Consider the following 22,169-nt stretch of genomic DNA (forward strand, 5'->3'; position numbering starts at 1 on the left):
GGAGTAGCGGCCCGCAGTCACGCCGGGCCCGGTGGATGACGGATTCAGGTTCGGACGACGTGGGCGCGCGGATCCGCGAACACGGTGAAGGCCAGCGCCGTCAGATCGTGCGCCTCGCGCGTGGCGATGCGCGCGGCGGCGACGGCTTCGCCGAGCGTCGACCCGCGGGTGAGGAGCTCGGCGTAGAGCGTCTGGGCGAACGCCGCGGTGACGTCGTCGCGAACGGCCCAGCTGCACCCGATGAACACCCCCGCGCCGCCGCGAAGGAACGCCTCCGCGAACCCCCCGGGCCCGGTCGTGCCCGGCTGCAGGCGGCCGACGTCGCAGGCGCTCAGGAAGACGAACGGCGCCGTCGCCCGCACCGTGAGCTGCTCGGGCACGTCGACGTGACGGTAGGACGCCGATCCGTCGTCCTGGGTCTCGGTGAAGGCGGCGAGGGCGATCTCCTGCGCGCGCGGATCTTCGCTGCGCCAGCGCCCGTGGCCGGCGAAGTGGAGCAGGTCGAAGCCGGCGCGGATGTGCTCGCTCACCTCGTCGCGGGTGAGCAGGGGCGGCGGCACCTCGCGCTGGAAGCACGCGTAGAGCGCGCTCACCTCGTCCTTGGTCGCCGTCAGCTTGAGATTGGGGTCGGCGTAGTCCGGAGCGATGCCGATCACACGATCGCCCTGCACCGACAGCTCGACAGGACGCGGCGTTCCCCACAGCCATCGGGTGAGGCCCTGGTCGCCGAGGAAGTAGGAGGCATCGTCGGGATCGCCGTCGCCGACGCGGACGGGGTGCACGATCTCCCACGGGATGTCGAGCTCGCCCGAGGTCTGCACCACCAACCCTGCCAAGCGCCGCCGCTTCGACCACAGCAGAGCATTCACCTCGTCGCCGAGCAGCGCGTCGGCGATGCCGGCGCCGAGCTCCCGCAGGCTCTCCTCGGCCCTCGCGACGGCGTCCTCCTCATCGACGCCGTCGCACGTGACCGCCTTCTTGTACGCGTCGCGGATGCCGCCGAGCTTCTTGTAGACCTCGTCGACGTAGGCCACCTTGTCGAGGAGGCAGATGGTGTTGGTCGCCGAGACGGAGTCCACCTTCGCGATGGTCGTCAGCACACTGTGACCGTGCGACGTGGTCTCCTCGATGACGATGGTGGGCAGCTCCGTCAGCGCCTTGGGCGGTGCCGTGGCGCCGGTCTCCGCACGGTTGGGCGCCGCCGGCAGGAGCGGCTCGACGAGCGGGGCCTCGTCGGCGGGGAGGATCCTCGTCGACAGCTCGATCGTCGCGAGCGGCGTGACCTCGGGATCCTGCGTGACCGTCACCCTGACACGGCCGATGCCCGCAGCGCCGGGCACCAGCAGGAACCGATGCTCCTCGGGCTTGCCGCGGGCGGGCAGTCGCGCGATCACCTCCGACGCGGCGCCGGGCGCGATGTCGAACCCGGTGGCCTGCACGGCGATGCGGATGTCGCGCTTCTTGTCGAACGCGACCACGGTGTCGTCGCCGGCATGGCCCTTGGGGATCTTGATCGCTTCGCGCGAGAGCGTCACGGTGACGTCGAACGGCACGTCCTCGAACAGGTCGGCGGGCATCTGCGCGGCGACATGGGCGTCGACACGGGCGCCGCCGTCGACGTCGGGTGCGGTGTCGGCCACGCCCTCGCCGTCCGCCGCCTCCGCGAGCGGCTGGTCGGGCGCGAGCCCGAGATCCCGTCCGCCGTCGGTGTCGATCGCGTCCGCGAAGTCTTCGAGCATCTCCGGAGAGGCGGGAACAGCAGGCGGCAGCTCGGGCTCCATCGGCGCGTCGAAGGCCGGCGGCTCCGCCGCGGTCGCTTCCTCCGCAGGCGACTCCGCCGCGGCCTCCTCACCTCCGCCCATGCCGAAGCCGCCGGCGTCGACCTGAGCCTCGAGCCGCTCCAGCCCGGCCTCGGCGTCGCTGCCGACGACCGACAGATGCAGGCGCTCGTCCGCGCCGATCACGAGATCGGCCGCGTGCGCGCCGTCCGCGCGTCTCGTCAGGCGCACGAGCTCTCCGGCGCTGCCCCGCCACACCACGAGGGCGTAGCGGAGGTCATCGCTGCCGCGGACGACGATCGTGGCCACGCCTCCGGAGAATCCGCGCAGCGTGACGTCGGCGAGCGTCGTGACGCCGTGCTCGTCCGGGCCGGTGTGCGCCGGCGCGGGGCTGATGTCCGCGGCGAAGGCGCCGGCGTCCCCCTCGACGTCGACGGTGCCGTGCGGCGCGTCTGGAACCAGAGCCATCTCGACCCCCTAGCACCGGCGCCCGATCCCCACGGGCGCCGACTCCCGACCGATGGAGGAGCGCGGTCCGGTGCACAGCCTAGGGGCCGCCTCTCCACCGCACCAGAGCACGTCACCCGTGCCGCTGATACCTGCGGAGACGGATGCCCGGGGCCCCCGGCATCCGTCATCGACTACCAGCCGTGCAGCTTGTCGGCGATCGAGGCGTGCTCGTGCTCGGGGAGCGCCAGCTGCAGCGCCTCGCTCACGGTGAGCTCGGCGCCGGCGAGCTCACCGGCTGCGACGCTCTGCGGGTCGCGTCTGCGCAGGATCTCGAGGTGCGGTGTGTGGACGGTGAACGCCTCGACGTCGAAGATGCCGATGCGCCGGCGGATCTCGCCGGCCGCGACGGCGAGTGCAGCCGCACGCCACGCCTCGCCGTGCGCCGCTGCGACCGCGCAGATGCCCTCGAGGCCGTACGCGACGCCCTCCTCGTAGTGCAGACCGACCGACAGCAGGAGCGTCCGGACGAACTCGTGCTCGGCCTCTTCGGTGCGACCGAGCTGGAAGTTCAGCCGCGCGCGCAGGTTGCCGGCGACCGACGTCGTGAAGAGGTCGCCGCTGGACTTGGCGACCAAGGTTGCGCGGTCGAAGTGCGCGAGGGCGTCATCGGTCGCTCCGCGCACCCACGCCAGCCGGCCGAGCGAGACCTCGGTGATGGCCTCCGCCCACGTGTTGCCGCGCTCGCGCAGCGTCACGACCGCCGACCGCAGCTCGGACTCGGCCTTGTCGGTGTCGAGGTGTGAGAACTGCACGCGTGCCGTCGCGCGCGCGGCGAGCGCCATGGCCGCGGCGTCCTCGTCCCCGCTCTCGCTGAACAGCCGTACGCACTCGCCGAGCCCCGCCACCACCTGCTCGCTGGGCCGCTGCCACATCTCGCCCCACAGTGCGAAGAACCACGCGATCGCCCGCGTGTGCGGAGTGATCGGCTGGTCGTGCTGCTTCTCGAGGAGCTCGAGCATCCAGACCCGCACCTCGGCGAAGAAGCCCGAGATCCACCAGTAGATGAGAAGGCTCCACGCGAAGTCGCCCGCGTCGTCGAGGCGGTCGGTGTAGACGAGGTGACGCACGGCCGCGCGGAGGTTGGGCAGCTCCAGTCCCAGGCGAACGACCGCATCGGCCTGGCCCGGACCGCCGAGGTCGGGTGCCACCCGCTGCACGAACTCTCGGTAGTAGTCGGCGTGCGCGCGGCGCACGCGCACTGCGTCGCCGCGCTCCTTGAGCCGCCCGAGGGCGTACTCGCGCACGATGGCCAGCAGCGAGAACACGCGCCGCCCGCCGACCTCGCTCTGCTTCACGAGCGATGCGTCGATGAGCGCGGCGAGCGCGTCGATCGCGCCCGGTCCCCACGCGCGGCCCACGCCCAGGGCCTCGACCGCTTCCAGCGTGAACCGCGTCGCGAACACGCCGAGATCCTCGAGCAGCTCGCGTGGCTCGTCGGGAAGCAGGCTCACGCTCCAGTCGATCGTCGCCCGCATGGTGCGATGCCGCTCGGGCAGATCGCGTACCGCGGCGGTCAGCAGCGGCAGGCTCCGCTCCAGACGGGCGGCGATGCCGGCCGGACTCAGGATGCGCACCTTCGCCGCCGCCAGTTCGATCGCCAACGGCAGGCCCTCCAGCCGACGGCAGATGTCGGCCAGATCGCGCGCGTTCTCGGGGTCGACCTCGAAGCGAGGATCGATCGCCCGCGCGCGGTCGACGAAGAGCGCGACGGCGGCCGTCCGCGTGGTCGGATCCAGACTGGCGGGCCGTTCGCCGGCGGGAGTCGTCAGCGGCGCGACGTCGTAGACGCGCTCTCCGCGAATCCGCAGGACGACGCGGCTGGTGACGAGGAACATCGCGGTCGGCGCCACCGTGTAGAGCCGCACCAGAACGGGCGCTGCATCCACGATCTGCTCGAAGTTGTCGAGCACGATCAGCACTCGGCGATCGGCCAGCGCATGCGCGATGCGCTCCTCGAGGGCGGCTTCGCCGTTGTCGCGGATGCCGAGGTAATAGGCGATGGTCGGCAGCAGCAGGCCGGGCTCGAGGACGCCCTCCAGCAGCACGAAGTACACGCCGTCCGGGAACAGGTCGCCGCACGCCAGCGCCGACTCGATCGCGAGCCGGCTCTTGCCGATGCCTCCGGGGCCGATGAGGCTGACCACCCGGTCCGTGCCCCGGGCGAGCAGGGTGCGCACGGCCTCGATGTCGCCCTTCCGGCCGATCGTCGTGGTGTACGGCACCGGCACACGCCCCACCAGGGTGGGCTTCACCTCGTCTTCGACGGCGACCGTCGCCCGCGACTCGTCGAAGCGCTCCGCCAGAAGCATGGCCAGGTCGCCGGCCACCTGATCCGCCAGCTCGTCGGCGGAATGGAAATGCAGGTAGGCGGCGGTGTCGTCGGCTTGGATGCGGGCGATCAGCTGGGCGAGGCGTTCGTCGCGGGTGTCGCCGTCCTTGACGTAGATGAGCTTGGGCATTGCGCGCGGGGCGAGGTTGTATTCGTCCTCGAGACCCGAGACGGCCTCGTCGGGTGCGATCCAGCCGTAGCTGCTGCCGTAGATGCCGATGAACACGTCGCTCTGCGCGAGGTAGGAGCGGTACAGGTCGCGCGGCGGGTGGGGCCGGGCGCCCAGCTCGAACATCACCGGGGCCAGTCTCAGCCGCTCGATCGCCGACCGCACCGCTTCACGCTCTGCCGCGAGTTCGCGCAGGGTCGAACTCACGAACACCCGGATCCGCTGGTCGGGCGTGCGGATCACGGGGGAGTGCTCGGGGCCTGTCACCACGTCGGAACCCTCTCCCGCACATCGGCGTCGGCGTCAGGCAGCGCGATCGCGATCGCTTCGGCGAGGCCCATGTCGCGTCCTTCCCGCTCTCCGGCCGCGACGCCGGCGGGGTCAGAGGCGCGCAACGCCTCGAGCGGTTCGAGGTGCACGGCGAAGCCGGCGATGTCGTAGATGCCCGTCGTCTCGCGGATGGTGGCCGCCGCGGCCGCGAGCGCACCTGCCCGCCAGGCCTCACCACGCGAAGCCGCGATGGCGCACATGCCCTCCAACCCGTAGGTCGCCCCGTCGACGAAGTGCAGGCGGATGGACAGTGTGAGCGTGTGCAGGAACTCCGCCTCGGCGTCCTCCCGCTCGCCGAGGAGGAACCGCAGCCGTGCGCGGTTGTTGCCCGCGACCACGCGCGTGAAGGCGTCGTCGGCTGCGTCGGCGATCTCGACGGCTCGGTCGAAATGATGCAGCGCCTCCGGTATGTCGCCGACCAGAACGCCGAGCTGCCCGAGCGGCACCTCCGCGAGGGACTCCGCCCAGCGGTCGCCCAGCCGGTGGAGTGTGGCGATCGCCGTGCCCAGCTCCGAGCGGACGACCTCCGGGTTCATGTCGGGGAACTGCATGCGCGTCGAGGCGCGGGCGGCCAGCGTCATCGCGGCGGCCTGCTCGTCACCGCTCTCCGAGAACCATCGGACGGCATCGCCGAGCCCGTCGACCACCTGATCGCTCGGCCGCTGCCACATGCCCGCCCACAGTGGGAAGAAGGTCGCGACGGCGCGCGTGCGCGGCGAGATCGGCAGGCCCTTGCCGACCAGCTCCTCCATCCACAGGCTCACATCGGCGAAGTAGCCCGAGATCCACCAATAGGCCAGCAGCGTCCAGGCGAAGTCGCCCGCGTCGTCGAGGCGGTCCTCCTGCACGAGGTGCCGCGCGGCCGCCCGGAGGTTGGGCACCTCGAGCCCGAGCTCGGCGACCGCCTCGACCTGCTCGGTGCCGCGCAGGCGCGGCGCGATGCGCCGGACCAACCCGAGGTAGTAGTCGGCGTGTGCGATCCGACTGTCCGACGGTCCCCCGTGCGCATCGAGTCTCTCGAGCGCGTACTCCCGCACGATCGCCAGCAGCGAGAAGACGGTCCGGCCTCCGGCATCCATCCGCTGCACCAGGGAGGCGTCGATGAGGGCGGCCAGGGTCTCGATGGCCTGATCGCCCCACGACCTCCCGGCACCGACGGCCTCGACGGCCTCGAGCGTGAACCGCGCGGCGAACACGCCGAGGTCTTCGAGCATGGCCCGCTGCTCCCCGGTGAGCAGGCCGACGCTCCAGTCGATCGTCGCGCGCATCGTGCGATGCCGCTCGGGAAGGTCGCGCACCGAGGTGGACAGCAGCGGCAGCGTCCGACCCAGACGCTCGGCCACGTCGTGCGGCGAGAGCAGGCGGATCTTCGCCGCCGCCAGCTCGATCGCCAGGGGCAGACCGTCGAGCTGCCGGCAGATCTCGGCGACGTCTGCCGCGTTGTGCGAAGACAGCTGGAACCCGGGAAGGGCGGCGGCGGCGCGCTCGGCGAAGAGGCGGCACGCCGCCGAAGCCTGCGCCTGAGCGAGCGTCACGGGGACGCCAGGTGCGGGGGTGTCGAGCACCTCGACCTCGAACACCCGCTCGCCCCGGATGCGCAGCACCGACCGGCTCGTCACGAGGAAGCAGGCGCGCGGCGCGAGGGTGTAGAGCCGCACGAGCACGGGCGCCTCGTCGATGATCTGCTCGAAGTTGTCGAGCACGATCAGCGCGTGCCGATCTCCGATCGCCTGGGCGATGCGCTCCTCGAGTGCTGCGGCGCCGGTGTCGCGGATGCCCAGGATGTACGCGATCGTCGGGAGCAGCAGCCCCGGCTCGAGAACGCCCTCCAGCGGCACGAAGTACACGCCGTCGGGGAAGAGGTCGGAATTCGCGTGGGCAGCCTCGATGGCGAGGCGACTCTTGCCGATGCCACCGGGACCGATGAGGCTGATGACCCGGTGGAGCCCGCCGCCGAGCAGCGCGCGGATCTCGGCCAGCTCGCCCTCGCGCCCGATCGTCTCCGTGTACGGCTCCGGCACGCGCGCTGCGAGCGAGATCCCGGACGCCGTCTCGGGCTCGGGCGGGCGTGACTGGTCGAAGCGCTCGGCGAGGAGCATCGCCAGGTCACCGGCGACATGCTCTTCGAGCTCGGCGGAGTCGGCGAAGTGCAGGTAGGCGGCGGTGTCGTCGGCTTGGATGCGGGCGATCAGCTGGGCGAGGCGTTCGTCGCGGGTGTCGCCGTCCTTGACGTAGATGAGCTTGGGCATTGCGCGCGGGGCGAGGTTGTATTCGTCCTCGAGACCCGAGACGGCCTCGTCGGGTGCGATCCAGCCGTAGCTGCTGCCGTAGATGCCGATGAACACGTCGCTCTGCGCGAGGTAGGAGCGGTACAGGTCGCGCGGCGGGTGGGGCCGGGCGCCCAGCTCGAACATCACCGGGGCCAGTCTCAGCCGCTCGATCGCCGACCGCACCGCTTCACGCTCTGCCGCGAGTTCGCGCAGGGTCGAACTCACGAACACCCGGATCCGCTGGTCGGGCGTGCGGATCACGGGGGATCGTCCCCCAGACATATGCACATCATGGCCCTGCGCGGGCGTTCGCGCCACAGGTCCGGTACACCGATGTATCGGCGGCCGGACGTGAGAGCCCTTTCGCACCGCGGTCCGCAGGAGTATGTTGCGGCGGTGACGGCGTCGGTGAGGATGTCGTCCGTCTGGATCGGGGTTCCGGGCGTCACTCATGGGAGGGGAATGCGATGAAGAAAGCTTTGGCGTGCGCAGCCGTCGCGATCGGGCTGGTGCTCGGCAGCGGCGGAGCCGCGATGGCGGGCGAAGTCAACGGCAACGGGGAAGAGACGCCGATCGCGGGGCATGACACCGCCGCCTCGATCTGCGCGTTCTCGGGTCTGGACACGGCGGACTCGATCGAGGGCGTCATCCCCTTCCCGGATGACATGCTCGCGTACCGCGGCAACCAGGCGCCGGCAGGCAAGGAGCGCCATCACGGCGTGCAGAACTACGGCATGTTCCAGCGCCCCTTGGCAAAGGAGATGGGCATCAACGAGTTGGTGCCTTCGCCGGGCGCGGAGTGCCGCGGCAACCTGCAGAGCACGGCACCGTAACGCCAGCCTTCGTCGCCGCCCCCGCCCGCCGCGGGGGCGGCTTCGGCGTCCCGGGCGGGCTTATACCGCAGCATCCGGAACTTTTCAAGAATCTGACTGGACACGGCGCGTCATCCGACGTATAGTGGGTCTTTGCGCTCTTGGATTCCCCCTGCCCTCATATGGTGGTCGGCTGTGCCTGCGCCCCCTCACGTTCACGTGGGGAGTGCCGCGCGGGTTTCGGGGATGAGGAGCACTCCACCTGACGACAAGGAAACGAGCCCTACGGGCCCACGGAGGTAATCCCCTTGGCTGCTGCGCGCAACGCATCCAACCCCACCACCCCCAAGAACGGACGCGGAGCATCCCGCCTCTCGTTCGCCAAGATCTCCGACACGCTGACGGTCCCCGACCTTCTGGCGCTGCAGACCGAGTCGTTCGACTGGCTCGTCGGCAACGAGGCCTGGAAGGCGCGCGTCGCCGCGGCGAAGGCCGACGGCCGCACCGACGTGCCCGAGGTCAGCGGCCTCGAGGAGATCTTCGAGGAGATCTCGCCCATCGAGGACCTGAGCGAGACCATGCAGCTCTCGTTCACGAACCCCTACCTCGAGCCCGAGAAGTACTCCATCGAGGAGTGCAAGGAGCGCGGCAAGACGTACGCGGCCCCGCTCTACGTCGAGGCCGAGTTCATGAACCACCAGACCGGTGAGATCAAGACCCAGACGGTCTTCATGGGCGACTTCCCGCTCCAGACCGACAAGGGCACGTTCATCATCAACGGCACCGAGCGCGTGGTCGTGTCGCAGCTCGTCCGTTCGCCCGGCGTCTACTTCGACAAGACCCCCGACAAGACGTCCGACAAGGACATCGTGTCGGCGCGCGTCATCCCGTCGCGCGGCGCCTGGCTCGAGTTCGAGATCGACAAGCGCGACCAGGTCGGCGTCCGCATCGACCGCAAGCGCAAGCAGTCCGTCACCGTCTTCCTCAAGGCGCTCGGACTGACCTCGGAAGACATCCTCAACGAGTTCGCCGGCTTCGACTCCATCGAGGAGACGCTCTCGAAGGACGCGATCCTCACCAAGGAGGACGCGCTCCGCGACATCTACCGCAAGCTCCGTCCGGGCGAGCAGGTCGCCGCCGAGGCCGCCCGCGCGCTCCTGGACAACTTCTACTTCAACCCGAAGCGCTACGACCTCGCCAAGGTTGGCCGGTACAAGATCAACCACAAGCTCGGTCTCGACAAGCCGCTCACCGACTCGGTGCTGACGGTCGACGACATCGTCTCGACGATCAAGTACCTCGTCCGCCTGCACCGCGGCGACGTCACCTTCGACGGCGTGCGCGGCGGCAAGCCGGCGGAGATCCGCCTGGACGTCGACGACATCGACAACTTCGGCAACCGTCGCATCCGCGCGGTGGGCGAGCTCATCCAGAACCAGGTCCGCACCGGTCTGTCGCGCATGGAGCGCGTCGTCCGCGAGCGCATGACCACGCAGGACATCGAGGCGATCACGCCGCAGACCCTGATCAACGTCCGCCCTGTCGTGGCCGCGATCAAGGAGTTCTTCGGAACCTCGCAGCTGTCGCAGTTCATGGACCAGAACAACCCGCTCGCGGGTCTGACGCACAAGCGCCGCCTCTCGGCCCTCGGCCCCGGCGGTCTGTCGCGTGAGCGCGCGGGCGTCGAGGTCCGTGACGTCCACCCCTCGCACTACGGCCGCATGTGCCCGATCGAGACGCCGGAAGGGCCGAACATCGGTCTGATCGGCTCGCTCGCGTCGTTCGCGCGCATCAACGCGTTCGGCTTCATCGAGACGCCGTACCGCCGTGTCGTCGAGGGCAAGGTCACCGACCAGATCGACTACCTGACCGCCTCCGAGGAGAGCGACTACATCGTCGCGCAGGCCGGTGTCGAGCTGAAGGCCGACGGCAGCTTCGCGCAGGACCGCGTCCTCGCCCGTCGCGGCCAGGGCGGCGAGGTCGACCTGTTCCACGCCGAGGAGATCGGCTACATGGACGTCTCGCCGCGCCAGATGGTGTCGGTGGCGACCTCGCTCATCCCGTTCCTCGAGCACGACGACGCCAACCGCGCCCTCATGGGTGCGAACATGCAGCGCCAGGCCGTGCCGCTTCTCCGTTCGGAGTCGCCGGTGGTCGGCACGGGCATGGAGGGCTTCGCCGCGATCGACGCCGGTGACGTCGTCACCGCCGAGAAGCCCGGTGTGGTCGTCGAGGTCTCGGCCGACGTGGTGACCGTGCAGCTCGACGAGGGCGGCACGCAGGACTACTTCCTCCGCAAGTTCGACCGCTCGAACCAGGGCACGTCGTACAACCAGCGCGTCGTGGTCTCGGCCGGCGAGCGCGTGGAGGCCGGCGAGGTCATCGCCGACGGTCCCGCGACGGAGAACGGCGAGCTCGCGCTCGGCAAGAACCTCCTCGTCGCGTTCATGACGTGGGAGGGCCACAACTTCGAGGACGCCATCATCCTCAGCCAGGACCTCGTGAAGGACGACACCCTCTCCTCGATCCACATCGAGGAGTACGAGGTCGACGCCCGTGACACGAAGCTCGGCAAGGAGGAGATCACGCGCGACCTCCCCAACGTGAGCCCCGACCTGCTGAAGGACCTCGACGAGCGCGGCATCATCCGCATCGGCGCCGAGGTGCGTCCCGGCGACATCCTCGTCGGCAAGGTCACGCCGAAGGGCGAGACCGAGCTCTCGGCCGAGGAGCGCCTGCTCCGCGCGATCTTCAACGAGAAGAGCCGCGAGGTGCGCGACACGTCGCTGAAGGTGCCCCACGGTGAGCAGGGCACGATCATCGCGGTCAAGGAGTTCAACGCCGAGGACGGCGACGACGAGCTCGGCTCGGGCGTCAACCGCCGCGTCGTGGTCTACATCGCCCAGAAGCGCAAGATCACCGAGGGCGACAAGCTCGCCGGCCGCCACGGCAACAAGGGCGTCATCGCGAAGATCCTCCCCGTCGAGGACATGCCGTTCCTCGCGGACGGCACGCCGGTCCAGGTCATCCTGAACCCGCTCGGCATCCCCGGTCGAATGAACTTCGGCCAGGTGCTCGAGCTGCACCTCGGCTGGATCGCCAAGCAGGGCTGGAAGGTCGAGGGCACGCCCGAGTGGGCCGCCCAGCTGCCCGAGCAGGCCTTCGAGGCGCCCGCGGGCACCAAGGTCGCCACGCCCGTGTTCGACGGCGCGTTCGAGGCCGAGATCGCGGGTCTGCTCGACTCGACGAACCCGACCCGCGACGGTGAGCGACTGATCGACTCGTCGGGCAAGACGCAGCTGTTCGACGGCCGCTCCGGCGAGCCGTTCCCGGCTCCGATCTCGGTCGGCTACATGTACATCCTGAAGCTGCACCACCTCGTGGACGACAAGATCCACGCGCGCTCGACGGGCCCGTACTCGATGATCACCCAGCAGCCGCTCGGTGGTAAGGCGCAGTTCGGCGGTCAGCGCTTCGGTGAGATGGAGGTGTGGGCCCTCGAGGCCTACGGCGCCGCATACGCGCTCCAGGAGCTCCTCACGATCAAGTCCGACGACATCCTCGGCCGCGTCAAGGTGTACGAGGCGATCGTCAAGGGCGAGAACATCCAGGAGCCCGGCATCCCCGAGTCGTTCAAGGTGCTCATGAAGGAGATGCAGTCGCTCTGCCTGAACGTCGAGGTGCTCTCGGCCGACGGCACGGCGGTCAACCTCCGCGACACCGACGACGAGGCCTTCCGTGCCGCCGAAGAGCTCGGCATCAACATCTCCAGCCGGTTCGAGTCCTCGTCGATCGACGAGATCTGAACCCGGCCAGGCAAACGCAAGATTCCGACACAGGAGAACTAGTGCTCGACGCAACAACTTTCGATGAGCTTCGCATCGGCCTGGCCACCGCCGACGACATCCGTCGTTGGTCCTACGGCGAGGTCAAGAAGCCCGAGACCATCAACTACCGCACGCTCAAGCCGGAGAAGGACGGCCTCTTCGGCGAGCAGATCTTCGGCCCCTCCCGCGACTGGGAGTGCGCCTGCGGCAAGTACAAGCGCGTCCGCTTCAAGGGCATCGTGTGCGAGCGCTGCGGCGTGGAGGTCACCAAGTCCTCCGTCCGCCGTGAGCGCATGGGCCACATCGAGCTCGCCGCGCCCGTCACCCACATCTGGTACTTCAAGGGCGTGCCCTCGCGCCTCGGGTACCTGCTCGACATGGCGCCGAAGGACCTCGAGAAGGTCATCTACTTCGCCGCGTACATGGTGATCTCGGTCGACGAGGAGGCGCGTCACCGCGACCTCTCGACGCAGGAGAACAACATCCGCCTCGAGCTGAAGACGCTCGCGGACCGCCGCGACGCCCGTGTGGCCGCTCGCCTCCAGAAGCTGGAGGAGGAGCTCGCCGCGCTCGAGGAGGAGGGTGCCAAGGCCGACCAGAAGAAGAAGGTCAAGGACGCCGCCGAGAAGGAGATGGCCTCGATCCGCAAGAGCGCGGACGACCAGGTCACCCGCCTCGAGAAGGTGTGGGAGGACTTCCGCAACCTCGAGGTCGGCCAGCTCAAGGGCGAGGACGAGATCTTCCACGAGCTGCAGGACCGCTTCGGTCAGTACTTCGAGGCGCACATGGGCGCCGAGTCGATCAAGCGCCGCCTGGAGTCGTTCGACCTGCAGGCCGAGGCCGACAGCCTCCACCTGCAGATCTCGGAGGGCAAGGGCCAGCGCAAGATCCGTGCGATCAAGCGCCTCAAGGTCGTCAACTCGTTCCTCGCGACGGGCATGAGCCCGGCCTCGATGGTGCTCGACGTCGTTCCGGTGATCCCGCCGGAGCTTCGTCCGATGGTCCAGCTCGACGGTGGCCGCTTCGCGACCTCCGACCTGAACGACCTCTACCGTCGCGTGATCAACCGCAACAACCGCCTCCGCCGCCTGATCGACCTCGGCGCGCCCGAGATCATCGTCAACAACGAGAAGCGCATGCTGCAGGAGGCCGTCGACGCGCTGTTCGACAACGGCCGCCGTGGTCGCCCCGTCACGGGCACCGGCAACCGCGCGCTGAAGTCGCTGTCCGACATGCTCAAGGGCAAGCAGGGCCGCTTCCGTCAGAACCTGCTCGGAAAGCGCGTGGACTACTCGGGCCGTTCGGTCATCATCGTCGGTCCGCAGCTCAAGCTGCACCAGTGCGGTCTGCCCAAGCAGATGGCGCTCGAGCTGTTCAAGCCGTTCGTGATCAAGCGCCTGATCGACCTCGGTCACTCGCAGAACATCAAGGCGGCCAAGCGCGCCGTCGAGCGCACGCGTCCCGAGGTGTGGGACGTGCTCGAGGAGATCATCCGCGAGCGCCCCGTGCTCCTCAACCGCGCGCCCACGCTGCACCGCCTCGGCATCCAGGCCTTCGAGCCGCAGCTCGTCGAGGGCAAGGCCATCCAGCTCCACCCGCTCGTCTGCGCCGCGTTCAACGCGGACTTCGACGGTGACCAGATGGCCGTGCACCTGCCGCTGTCGGTGGAGGCCCAGGCCGAGGCCCGCATCCTGATGCTCGCCTCGAACAACATCCTCAAGCCGTCGGACGGCCGCCCGGTGACCCTGCCCTCGCAGGACATGATCATCGGTCTGCACCACCTGACCACGGTCGTGGACGGTGCCGCCGGTGAGGGTCGCGTGTTCGGCTCGGTCGGCGAGGCGATCCTGGCCAAGGACGAGGGCACCCTCGACCTGCAGGCGAAGGTCCGCATCCGCATCCCCGGTCTGACCTTCCTCGAGGGCGAGGCTCCCGAGGGCTACGAGCGCCACGGCCTCGTGGACGCGTCGCTCGGCCAGGCGATCTTCAACGACACGCTGCCCAAGGGCTACCCGTTCGTCCGCGAGCAGGCGGACAAGGGCAAGCTGTCGCAGATCGTCAACAAGCTCGCCGAGGAGTACCCGAAGGTGGAGGTCGCGGCTTCGCTCGACCGCATCAAGGACGCCGGCTTCTACTGGGCCACCCGCTCGGGTGTCACGGTGGCGCTCAGCGACATCCTCACGCCGCCGAACAAGGCCGAGATCGTCGCGGGCTACGAGAAGCAGGCCGCGAAGGTCCAGGGCCAGTTCGAGAAGGGTCTCACCACCGACGCCGAGCGTCGTCAGGAGCTCATCAAGATCTGGACCGAGGCGACCGACGAGGTCCAGAAGGCGATGCGCGACCACTTCCCGGCCGACAACACCATCAACCGCATGGTCTCGTCGGGCGCCCGTGGTAACTGGCTGCAGATCCGCAACATCGCGGGTATGCGAGGCCTGGTGAACAACCCGAAGGGTGAGATCATCCCGCGCCCGATCATCTCCTCGTACCGCGAGGGTCTGTCGGTGGCGGAGTACTTCATCGCGACGCACGGTGCCCGTAAGGGTCTGGCCGACACGGCCCTCCGTACGGCCGACTCGGGCTACCTGACCCGTCGTCTCGTCGACGTCTCGCAGGATGTCATCATCCGCGAGGAGGACTGCGGCACGACCAAGGGCCTCGAGTTCACCATCGCCGCCCCCGGCGCCGACGGCGAGCTCGTGCGCGACGCGAACGTCGAGAACTCGGTGTTCGCCCGCACGCTCGCGGCTGACGCGGTCGGCCCGCAGGGCGACGTCGTCGCCTCGGCCGGTGAGGACGTCGGCGACGTGCTCATCGACAAGCTCGTCGGGGCGGGCGTCGAGACGATCAAGGTCCGCTCCGTGCTCACGTGCGACTCGGCGGTCGGCGTCTGCGCGAAGTGCTACGGCCGTTCGCTCGCGACCGGCAAGATCGTCGACATCGGCGAGGCCGTCGGCATCATCGCGGCCCAGTCGATCGGTGAGCCCGGCACGCAGCTGACGATGCGCACCTTCCACACCGGTGGCTCGGCCTCGGCCGACGACATCACGCAGGGTCTTCCCCGCGTGCAGGAGCTCTTCGAGGCGCGCACCCCCAAGGGCGCGTCGCCGATCGCGGAGTCCGACGGTCGGATCACGATCGACGAGACCGAGAAGTCGAAGAAGGTCATCCTCACGCCCGACAACGGCGACGAGCCGCACGTCTACCCGGTCCTGAAGCGCGCGACGCTCCTGGTCGAGGACGGTCAGCACGTCACGGTCGGTCAGCCCCTCCAGGTCGGCACGCTCGACCCCAAGGAGGTCATGCGCGTGCAGGGTGCCCGCGAGGTGCAGAAGTACCTCGTCAACGGCGTCCAGGGTGTGTACCGCTCGCAGGGTGTGCCGATCCACGACAAGCACATCGAGGTCATCGTCCGTCAGATGCTGCGGAAGGTCACCGTGGTCGACCACGGCGACACCACGCTGCTCCCGGGTGAGCTGGTCGACTTCAAGAAGTACCAGAACATCAACCGCGAGGCGGTCGGCGAGGGCAAGCGCCCCGCGTCGGGTCGTCCCGAGCTGATGGGTATCACGAAGGCGTCGCTCGCGACGGAGTCGTGGCTGTCGGCCGCGTCGTTCCAGGAGACCACCCGCGTCCTCACGCAGGCGGCCATGGAGGGCAAGAGCGACCCGCTCGTCGGCCTCAAGGAGAACGTCATCATCGGAAAGCTCATCCCCGCCGGAACCGGACTTGCGAAGTACCGCAACGTCTCGGTCGAGGCGACGGAAGAGGCCAAGAGCGAGCGGTACCCCAACCGCATCTTCGCCTCGGACGGCGCGTACACCGACGCCGACCTGAGCTACGTCGACTTCGACAGCTTCTCCACGGACGGCTTCACCACCGACTACAACTGAGTCCGGGGTCTCCCACGAGGCCCTCGACACGAACGAAGGGCCCCGGCTGTGCCGGGGCCCTTCGCCGTTGCGGCGGGACGGATGCCGCGTCGCTCAGTACTGCGTCGGCGATGTGGTGGGCGTGGTGCCGAGGTCGGCGGTGCCCGTCGTGCCGGGGGAGCCGGTGCTGCCGCCCGAGACGTTCTCGGTGACGTTGCCCTTGACCCGGTCGGTCGTGGCCTGCGCCTCGTCCTTGACCGTCTCGGCCGAGGAGACGGCCGACTCCTTGACCTGGTTCACCGCGTCCTTCGCCGGCTCCTTGAGGTTGCCGGCCACCTCCTGCGCGGCATCCTTCGCCTTGTCCACGGCCTTGTCGACCAACGGCTGCGCCTGATCGCGCAGCTGGGTGCTCCACCGCTTCTCAGCGTCGGTCGTGGGAATGAGGCTCGCGACCAGGAAGCCGACACCGGCGGCGAGGAGGCCCACCACGAGCGGCGTGCCCTGGGTCTGCTGCCGGGCCTTGTTGGGCAGGTCCTTCACGGCGTCGCCCGCCGCGCCGAGCTTGTCGCCGACGGCGTGCCCGGCCGATGATGCCGAGTCGCCGACGTCGTCGGCGGCCCCCATCACGCGGCCCTTCACGTCGCCGAGCACCTGACGCACGCGGGTCTTCTGGCGCTCCATGATCTTCGGGGGCGAGACCTTGTCGGCGAGGGCGTCCACGTCTCGTCCGAGCTCGTCGCGCGTCGCTTCGATGTCGGCGCGGATCTGTTCGGGGTTGCTCATTATCGGTTCTCCTCGTTCCTCTTGAGCGCTTCGGGGATCTCCTTGACGGTCTCCACCGTCCGAGGCGCTCCTTGCACGGACTTGAGCCGGCTTCGCCCGACGGCGAACAGGATGCCGGCGATGATGGCCCAGATGACGGCCACGATGACGGCGGACCAGCCCAGGCTGTCGAGCAGGTCGCCCAGGGCCCACCACAGGGCGATGCTGAGGAACAAGACGGCCATGGAGCCGGCGTATCCCGCGCCGCCCAAGAGTCCCGCACCCTTGCCCGCCCGCTTGGCGGACTCGCTCAGCTCGGCCTTGGCCAGCTCGAGCTCCTGCCGCATCAGGGTGGACAGGTCGCGCGAGACTTCGCCGACGAGGTCGCCCAGCGAGGTGTCGGCCGCCTTCTGCTGAGACGGCGTGGGCATGTCGGTCATCGTCGTTCCTCTCCGCCCGTCGTCCACTCGTCGCCGGTCGTGCCGGCCGGCGGCGTCCAGACATCCCCGGAGGCCATCGACGACTCCGTGCCCGCGGACAGCGGGTCACCGGTCTGGTCGCCGGCGAGGGCGTCGCCGATGGGCGTCTCGCCCTCGTAGACGTCGGTGCCGACACCCGCACCCGCGGCTCCCACGCCCGCCGCGCCCGCGTAGGCGCCGGTCGAGTCACCGTAGCCGCCGGTCGTGCCGGTGTATCCGGTGCCGGCGCCTTCGGTCAGCATCGGCCTGCGACCGGTCGAGCCCGACGTGCCGTTGCTGTCGCGCGCGTCCGAGACGAGCGCGCGTGTGACGCGGCCTGCGATGAGACCGACCCCGACCGCGAGGGCGAGGAAGGCGCCGGTGTGGCGGCGCGCGAAGCTGCGCACCTCGTAGACCACGTCGGCCGGTTCACGCTGCTCGAGCCAATCCGCGACACGTCGCGTCTGCTCGCCGACCGCCCGCACCGCGCTGGTCGCCGCTCCTCCGGACCCGGTGGCGGTGCCGTCTGCGAGCCCGGAAAGCTCGTCACTGGTGCTGCGCAGGGCGTCTGCGGCACGGCGCTGCTGGGTCGACGCCTGGTCCGTCAGCTGCGACCGCGTCTCGTGCAGGAAGCCCTTCGCGGCGTTCTTCGCGTCGTGCGCCACGCCCTTGACCTCCTCGCCGGCGACGCTCGCGACGTGCTTCGCACCCGCGTCCACCTCGGCGACCGAGTCGGCCACGCGTTCCTTCATGTCGCCGGAGCCCGTGCTCTGGCCCGTACCCGTGCTCTGGGTCGCATACGGATCGGTGTCGTAAGTCGACATGCTCCTCCTCCATCTCACGTGCGGCGTCGGGCTGGCCACGTGCCTGCCCTGGGGGGACCGCCGTGGCAAATACCGTCCGTCATCGGACGCGTTTGTAAGAGGGGGTCGCAGTCCTGGCGACGGCGGAGTATCCTGCACGCCCGTCGCGCGCGCGAGAAACGGGTGTGTTGCGTTGCTGCCCGACCCTGCGTGCCGCCCTCGCGCGCTCCCCCTCCCGGCTTACCGTGGAGGGGGAGGTGGGGGCCCATGGCACGCATCGGCGGTCGCAACCGATGGATCGCGGTGCCCGCCGGCCTCCTGTGCCTCGCGGTCGTGGGATCGCTCGTGTGGCTGTCGCTGCCCATGGTCCCCGTGGCGATCGGGTGGGTCGGCGACACGCTGCGCAGTGCCACCGCGCCGAGGCCGGCTGCCACACCTGCCGAGACCCCGGCGCGGCTTGCGGCGGGCGGCGGTGCGGTCGACTGCCGCACGCTCTACGCCGACGATCTCTGGAACGAGCTGCTGTGGCGGCCCGGGTCGCTGCTGAACCAGTCGATGGCCGCGCCCGCGACCTCCGCGACGGCGTTCTCGGATGCGGCGACGCCAGAGGTGGTGGTCACCTGCACGTGGCGATTCGACGCGGGCGGGATCGTCACCACGCTCGCCAGAGTCGACGCTGCCACCGCGTCGGTGGCTGCGGCCTCGCTGGGCGGTGACGGCTTCTCGTGCGAGGAGTCCTCGGCCGCGACGGTGTGCTCGCGCACGAGAGCGGGCGTCCGCGAGGAGCACACCGTCCGCGACGGGCTGTGGCTCTCGAGCGTCGAGACCCGCTGGCACCCCGAGGACTACGGCGCACGCCTCGACCACGTGGTGTGGGGCTGAGGCGCGGCGCACCCGCGCGCCGGTTCAGCCGAAGATGCTTCCGACCACCGCGGCCGTGTAGCCGGTCGGGGCGAGGGCCGAGTACCGGGTGTCGATGAGGATGCCGTCGCGCCAGAACAGCGTGCGCCCGTCGGTCACCGGGTAGGTCTCGTTCGGCCAGGTCTTCTCGCACCGGGTGCCGCCGTCGGGCGTGTAGCAGGTGTAGCCTTCGTCGGCGACGAGCTTGTTGAGCATGTCGAGCGCCGGCCCGCGCGAGGCGTAGGTGATCGTGGTCACCAGTCCGGTCGTGTCGGCGGCGGGATCGCCCCACACGCACACCAGGCTGCCGTCGGACTGCGGCCCCGACGCACCGAACGCGGGGTCGTTCAGCGGCACGTCCTCGAGCTGCGCGAGCACGTCGGCGGTGAGGATCGCGCGGCAGTCGTCGGGGATCTCGGCCTGCGCGGTCGGCGTCGGGGTGGGGGTGGGCGTCGCCGATGCCGCCGTCGACGGCGTGGGCGTGAAGGTGAAGCCGGAATCCGGGGTCCCGTCGTCGGGCGCGCACGCCGTCAACGCGGCGAACGCGAGGAGAACGGATGCCGCTGCCGCGGCGAGCCGCGTCGCTCGTGGTGCCATGGTGCCCAAGGTAGCGGGCGGTGGCCGCGGATGCCGTTCGCCCCTCCGCCGTGTGCGATCGCGCCGCCCGGACGACTGCGCCACGCCCGGCACGCCTCCGTCGGATGCGCGGAGGGGAGGGCTACTCTGCCTCTGCGGGGACTTGCCCTGCGTGAGGAGTGCCTGCGATGAGTGACCCCAAGTCGTCCTACGGCGAACCCGTCGAAGAGCCCGCCGGCGTCGACGACGTCGTCGGTCGTGCGAACGAAGGCCTCGCCGACGCGGAGGCTGTCCGCCGCGAGCCCGCGACTCCCGCAGAGACCCCGGCCGACGCGCCCGGCGACGAGTCCGCCGACACGGTGACCCGCTCCGACGCCGACGGTCCCGTCGTCGTCGAGGAGACCCGACCGACCCCTGCCGATGTCGCCGCCGACCACACTTCCGCCACCGCACCCGCCGCGACGCCGGTCGACGAGCCCGATCCGTGGGACTCGCCGGAGGCGGCCTCCCTCGACTACTCGACCCCTGCGGCGTCGACCACGGCCCCACCAACCACAGCCTCGTCGACGACCTCGGCCGACGACTCGCCGACCGTCGTCGTGGCACCGGTCGTGACGCCGAGCGAGCCCGTGGTCGAGCCGGTCGAGCCCGCGGCCGCGTCACCTGTCGCCCCGCAGCCGATCTTCGTCCAGGCGCCTGAGGCGCCGCGCCCGCGCGGCAACCGCGCAGCCGCAGGGGCGATCGGACTGCTCGCCGCGATCGCGTTCGCGGTGCTGTACCTCGCGGTGTGGCTCGGCGTCGACGCGATCGAGGGCGAGGTGACCGGCGAGAACTTCGGCACCGCAGCGCTCGGTGCCCTCGGCACCTGGTCGCTGTGGGTTCCCGTGGTGGTGTTCTTCATCGCGTTCTGGCTGCTCGGCGCGATCATCAACCGCGGCCGCTGGGGCGCGTGGGTGGTCTTCGGCATCCTCGTGGGCATCGCCGCGTACGGCGGGCACATCCTGGGCGCGCTGTTCCAGGCGCCGTTCTGGGAGCTCACCGCGAGCGAGGGCGGCGAGCTCGCCGAGGCCGAGCTGCTGACCCCGCTCGCCATCGCCGCGTTCGTCATCGGCCGCGAGCTCACGATCTGGTTCGGTGCGTGGGCGGCGGCGCGCGCGAAGCGCGTCACCGAGCTCAACGTCGAGGCCCAGCGCGAGTACGAGCGCACGCTCGAGGCGGGTCCGCAGCTCGTCCGCGCCTGACGCCGGTCTCGCCCAGGCGCCCAACGCCGGTGCCGCCGGCGCGGCGCGGACGTAGGCTGGCGGCATGGCCGCTGACGGTGAGCCCGGAGCGTCGTCGGGCCCGGTGCGACCGATCGTCGCGCTCGCTTTCGCGACGATCGGGTTCGCCGCGCTCGCGATCTTCGGGCTCGGCATGACCAGCCTCGCCACCGGCGAAGACGTCATCGCGACTCCCGGCCTCGGCCAGGTGCCCGGCATCGCCGGCATGGTGTGCGCCCTGCTGGCGTTCGCGGGCGGGCTCTGGGCGACGATCGGCCGCGAAGCGCGGAGAGCGGATGCCGCGACCGCCGACGGCGCCACGGCCCCGCAGCCGGCGGGCCCCCGCATGCCGGCCGGCCCCGGCGGGCCGGTCGACGCCGGGACGCGGCATCCGTCGTACTGGGGTGCCGCGTGGACGACCGCCGCGAGCTTCCTCGCGTACGTCGGCGGCGTGTGGCTCGGGGCGCTCTTCACCGGCGCGGACCTCGGCGTCGCGACGTCCGTCGCGGGCCGCCTGGCGACCTCGTGGTTCGGCTTCGCCGTCGCCGCGGCGGCCTTCGTCTCGGCGTGGTCGGGCATCGCGCTGGTGCGCACCCGCGCGCATCGCCCGCGCTGGCCGTGGGAGGACGAGTTCGACGAGTGAGGCCCGCGCACCGGCCCGAAACCGCGGGAATCCGGGCGCGACGGGATGACGCGTACTAGCGTGGGGCGGGTGGAGCGGTCGCTCGAGACCCAGGTCAGCCAGGCGGTGGACGCCTGGCTCGCCTGGCTGCCGCGCTGGGAGCCTGCCACGCATCGCGGTCGCACGGCACCCTGTCGGCGGTGCTTCGGGTCGCCGGTCCTGTCGGCGGCGGGTCTCGGCGCCGACGTGCCGCACGGCGTGCAGCACGGGCTCTCGACGCGGATCAAGACGATCGTCGATCGCTCGGTGGCCGAGTACACGGCGCTGAACCTGCCGATGCTGCAGGCCGAGCTCGATCAGCAGGCGACCCGCAATCGCGCCCGCAGCTACCGGCCGGGGGAGGGTCTCGACCCCGAGTTCGAGGGGCTGCCGATGGACCCCGATCCCGTCCCCGGTGCCCCCTTCCTGTTCACGATCGCCGGTCTCGCCGAGCAGGCGGATGCCGACATCCCCGCCCTGCCGCCCCTGACCGACGAGGCCAAGGCGGCGCTGCGGCAGGAGGTCAGCCTCGCGGACGACTACGCCAACATGGTGGGCCGCGAGGTGTGCACGATCCTGCTCCACCACCGGCTGCGCATCCAGGCCGCGGTGACCGAGTACGTCGAGCCGCAGATCGAGGCCATGCTCGCCGACCTCACCAAGTCCCTCGACGCCCCGTTCGACCCGCACGACCCCGGCGAAGCCCCCCGCCTGGACTGACCCGCGCCCCGGGGCCACCGGCAGCTGGTCCCCGCGAGCGGGGTTGTTCGTCGGACGCCGGGTGGCGGCATCCGTCACCGAATCGTTGCGGGGCCGAGAACAGGGTCGCTGGCGTCGACCGGACGGGCACGGA

General features: G+C 70.4%; 14 protein-coding genes. 7 read left to right on the forward strand and 7 right to left on the reverse strand.

What is annotated here, in order from left to right; all coding sequences use genetic code 11:
• Positions 1–44: 44 nt before the first annotated feature.
• From IM770_RS14105 to IM770_RS14115, 3 genes are all read right to left on the reverse strand, one after another.
• Positions 45–2,246: a CHAT domain-containing protein gene (locus IM770_RS14105; protein ID WP_203581785.1), complete on the reverse strand. Its 2,202-nt coding sequence runs from the start codon at positions 2,244–2,246 to the stop codon at positions 45–47.
• A gap of 173 nt (positions 2,247–2,419) precedes the next feature.
• Positions 2,420–5,056: a DUF4062 domain-containing protein gene (locus IM770_RS14110; protein ID WP_203581786.1), complete on the reverse strand. Its 2,637-nt coding sequence runs from the start codon at positions 5,054–5,056 to the stop codon at positions 2,420–2,422.
• Positions 5,050–7,647: a DUF4062 domain-containing protein gene (locus IM770_RS14115; protein ID WP_203581787.1), complete on the reverse strand. Its 2,598-nt coding sequence runs from the start codon at positions 7,645–7,647 to the stop codon at positions 5,050–5,052. The genes IM770_RS14110 and IM770_RS14115 overlap by 7 nt, the downstream gene beginning before the upstream one ends.
• Before the next feature lie 206 nt (positions 7,648–7,853).
• Between IM770_RS14115 and IM770_RS14120 the strand changes: the two genes are divergently transcribed.
• The 3 genes from IM770_RS14120 to rpoC all read left to right on the forward strand — a co-directional run bounded on the left by IM770_RS14120 (position 7,854) and on the right by rpoC (position 15,918).
• Positions 7,854–8,219, forward strand: coding sequence for a hypothetical protein (locus IM770_RS14120; protein WP_203581788.1), 366 nt, complete (start codon positions 7,854–7,856; stop codon positions 8,217–8,219).
• A gap of 287 nt (positions 8,220–8,506) precedes the next feature.
• Complete coding sequence (gene rpoB, locus IM770_RS14125; protein ID WP_203581789.1) at positions 8,507–12,004, forward strand: DNA-directed RNA polymerase subunit beta; 3,498 nt, start codon at positions 8,507–8,509, stop codon at positions 12,002–12,004.
• A gap of 41 nt (positions 12,005–12,045) precedes the next feature.
• On the forward strand, positions 12,046–15,918 hold the full coding sequence (gene rpoC / locus IM770_RS14130) for a DNA-directed RNA polymerase subunit beta' (protein WP_203581790.1): 3,873 nt from the start codon (positions 12,046–12,048) through the stop codon (positions 15,916–15,918).
• A gap of 93 nt (positions 15,919–16,011) precedes the next feature.
• Here the strand turns inward: rpoC and IM770_RS14135 are convergent, their stop codons facing one another.
• From IM770_RS14135 to IM770_RS14145, 3 genes are read right to left on the reverse strand one after another with little or no spacing between them, the layout of a single operon-like run.
• Complete coding sequence (locus IM770_RS14135) at positions 16,012–16,680, reverse strand: DUF3618 domain-containing protein (RefSeq protein ID WP_203581791.1); 669 nt, start codon at positions 16,678–16,680, stop codon at positions 16,012–16,014.
• Positions 16,680–17,099, reverse strand: coding sequence for a phage holin family protein (locus tag IM770_RS14140; protein WP_203581792.1), 420 nt, complete (start codon positions 17,097–17,099; stop codon positions 16,680–16,682). Before IM770_RS14140 ends, IM770_RS14135 begins: the two co-directional genes overlap by 1 nt.
• Complete coding sequence (locus tag IM770_RS14145; RefSeq protein WP_203581793.1) at positions 17,096–17,941, reverse strand: hypothetical protein; 846 nt, start codon at positions 17,939–17,941, stop codon at positions 17,096–17,098. The genes IM770_RS14140 and IM770_RS14145 overlap by 4 nt, the downstream gene beginning before the upstream one ends.
• Positions 17,942–18,187: 246 nt before the next feature.
• Between IM770_RS14145 and IM770_RS14150 the strand changes: the two genes are divergently transcribed.
• Positions 18,188–18,802, forward strand: a complete 615-nt coding sequence (locus tag IM770_RS14150) for a hypothetical protein (RefSeq protein ID WP_203581794.1) — start codon at positions 18,188–18,190, stop codon at positions 18,800–18,802.
• Between the two features lie 24 nt (positions 18,803–18,826).
• On the opposite strand, the gene IM770_RS14155 is transcribed toward IM770_RS14150, so the two are convergent.
• A complete protein-coding gene (locus IM770_RS14155) occupies positions 18,827–19,417 on the reverse strand; it encodes a hypothetical protein (RefSeq protein ID WP_203581795.1) in 591 nt (196 codons plus the stop codon).
• Between the two features lie 167 nt (positions 19,418–19,584).
• Here IM770_RS14155 and IM770_RS14160 point away from each other — a divergent pair, with 167 nt between their 5' ends.
• From IM770_RS14160 to IM770_RS14170, 3 genes are all read left to right on the forward strand, one after another.
• Positions 19,585–20,637, forward strand: a complete 1,053-nt coding sequence (locus IM770_RS14160) for an ABC transporter (protein WP_203581796.1) — start codon at positions 19,585–19,587, stop codon at positions 20,635–20,637.
• A 64-nt stretch (positions 20,638–20,701) separates the two neighbouring features.
• Positions 20,702–21,298, forward strand: coding sequence for a hypothetical protein (locus tag IM770_RS14165; RefSeq protein WP_239066239.1), 597 nt, complete (start codon positions 20,702–20,704; stop codon positions 21,296–21,298).
• A gap of 69 nt (positions 21,299–21,367) precedes the next feature.
• Complete coding sequence (locus tag IM770_RS14170; protein WP_203581797.1) at positions 21,368–22,036, forward strand: spermidine/putrescine ABC transporter substrate-binding protein; 669 nt, start codon at positions 21,368–21,370, stop codon at positions 22,034–22,036.
• The last annotated feature ends 133 nt before the right edge of the window (positions 22,037–22,169 follow it).

Origin of the sequence: Microbacterium hibisci (assembly GCF_015278255.1) — a bacterium.
GTDB lineage: Bacteria > Actinomycetota > Actinomycetes > Actinomycetales > Microbacteriaceae > Microbacterium > Microbacterium hibisci.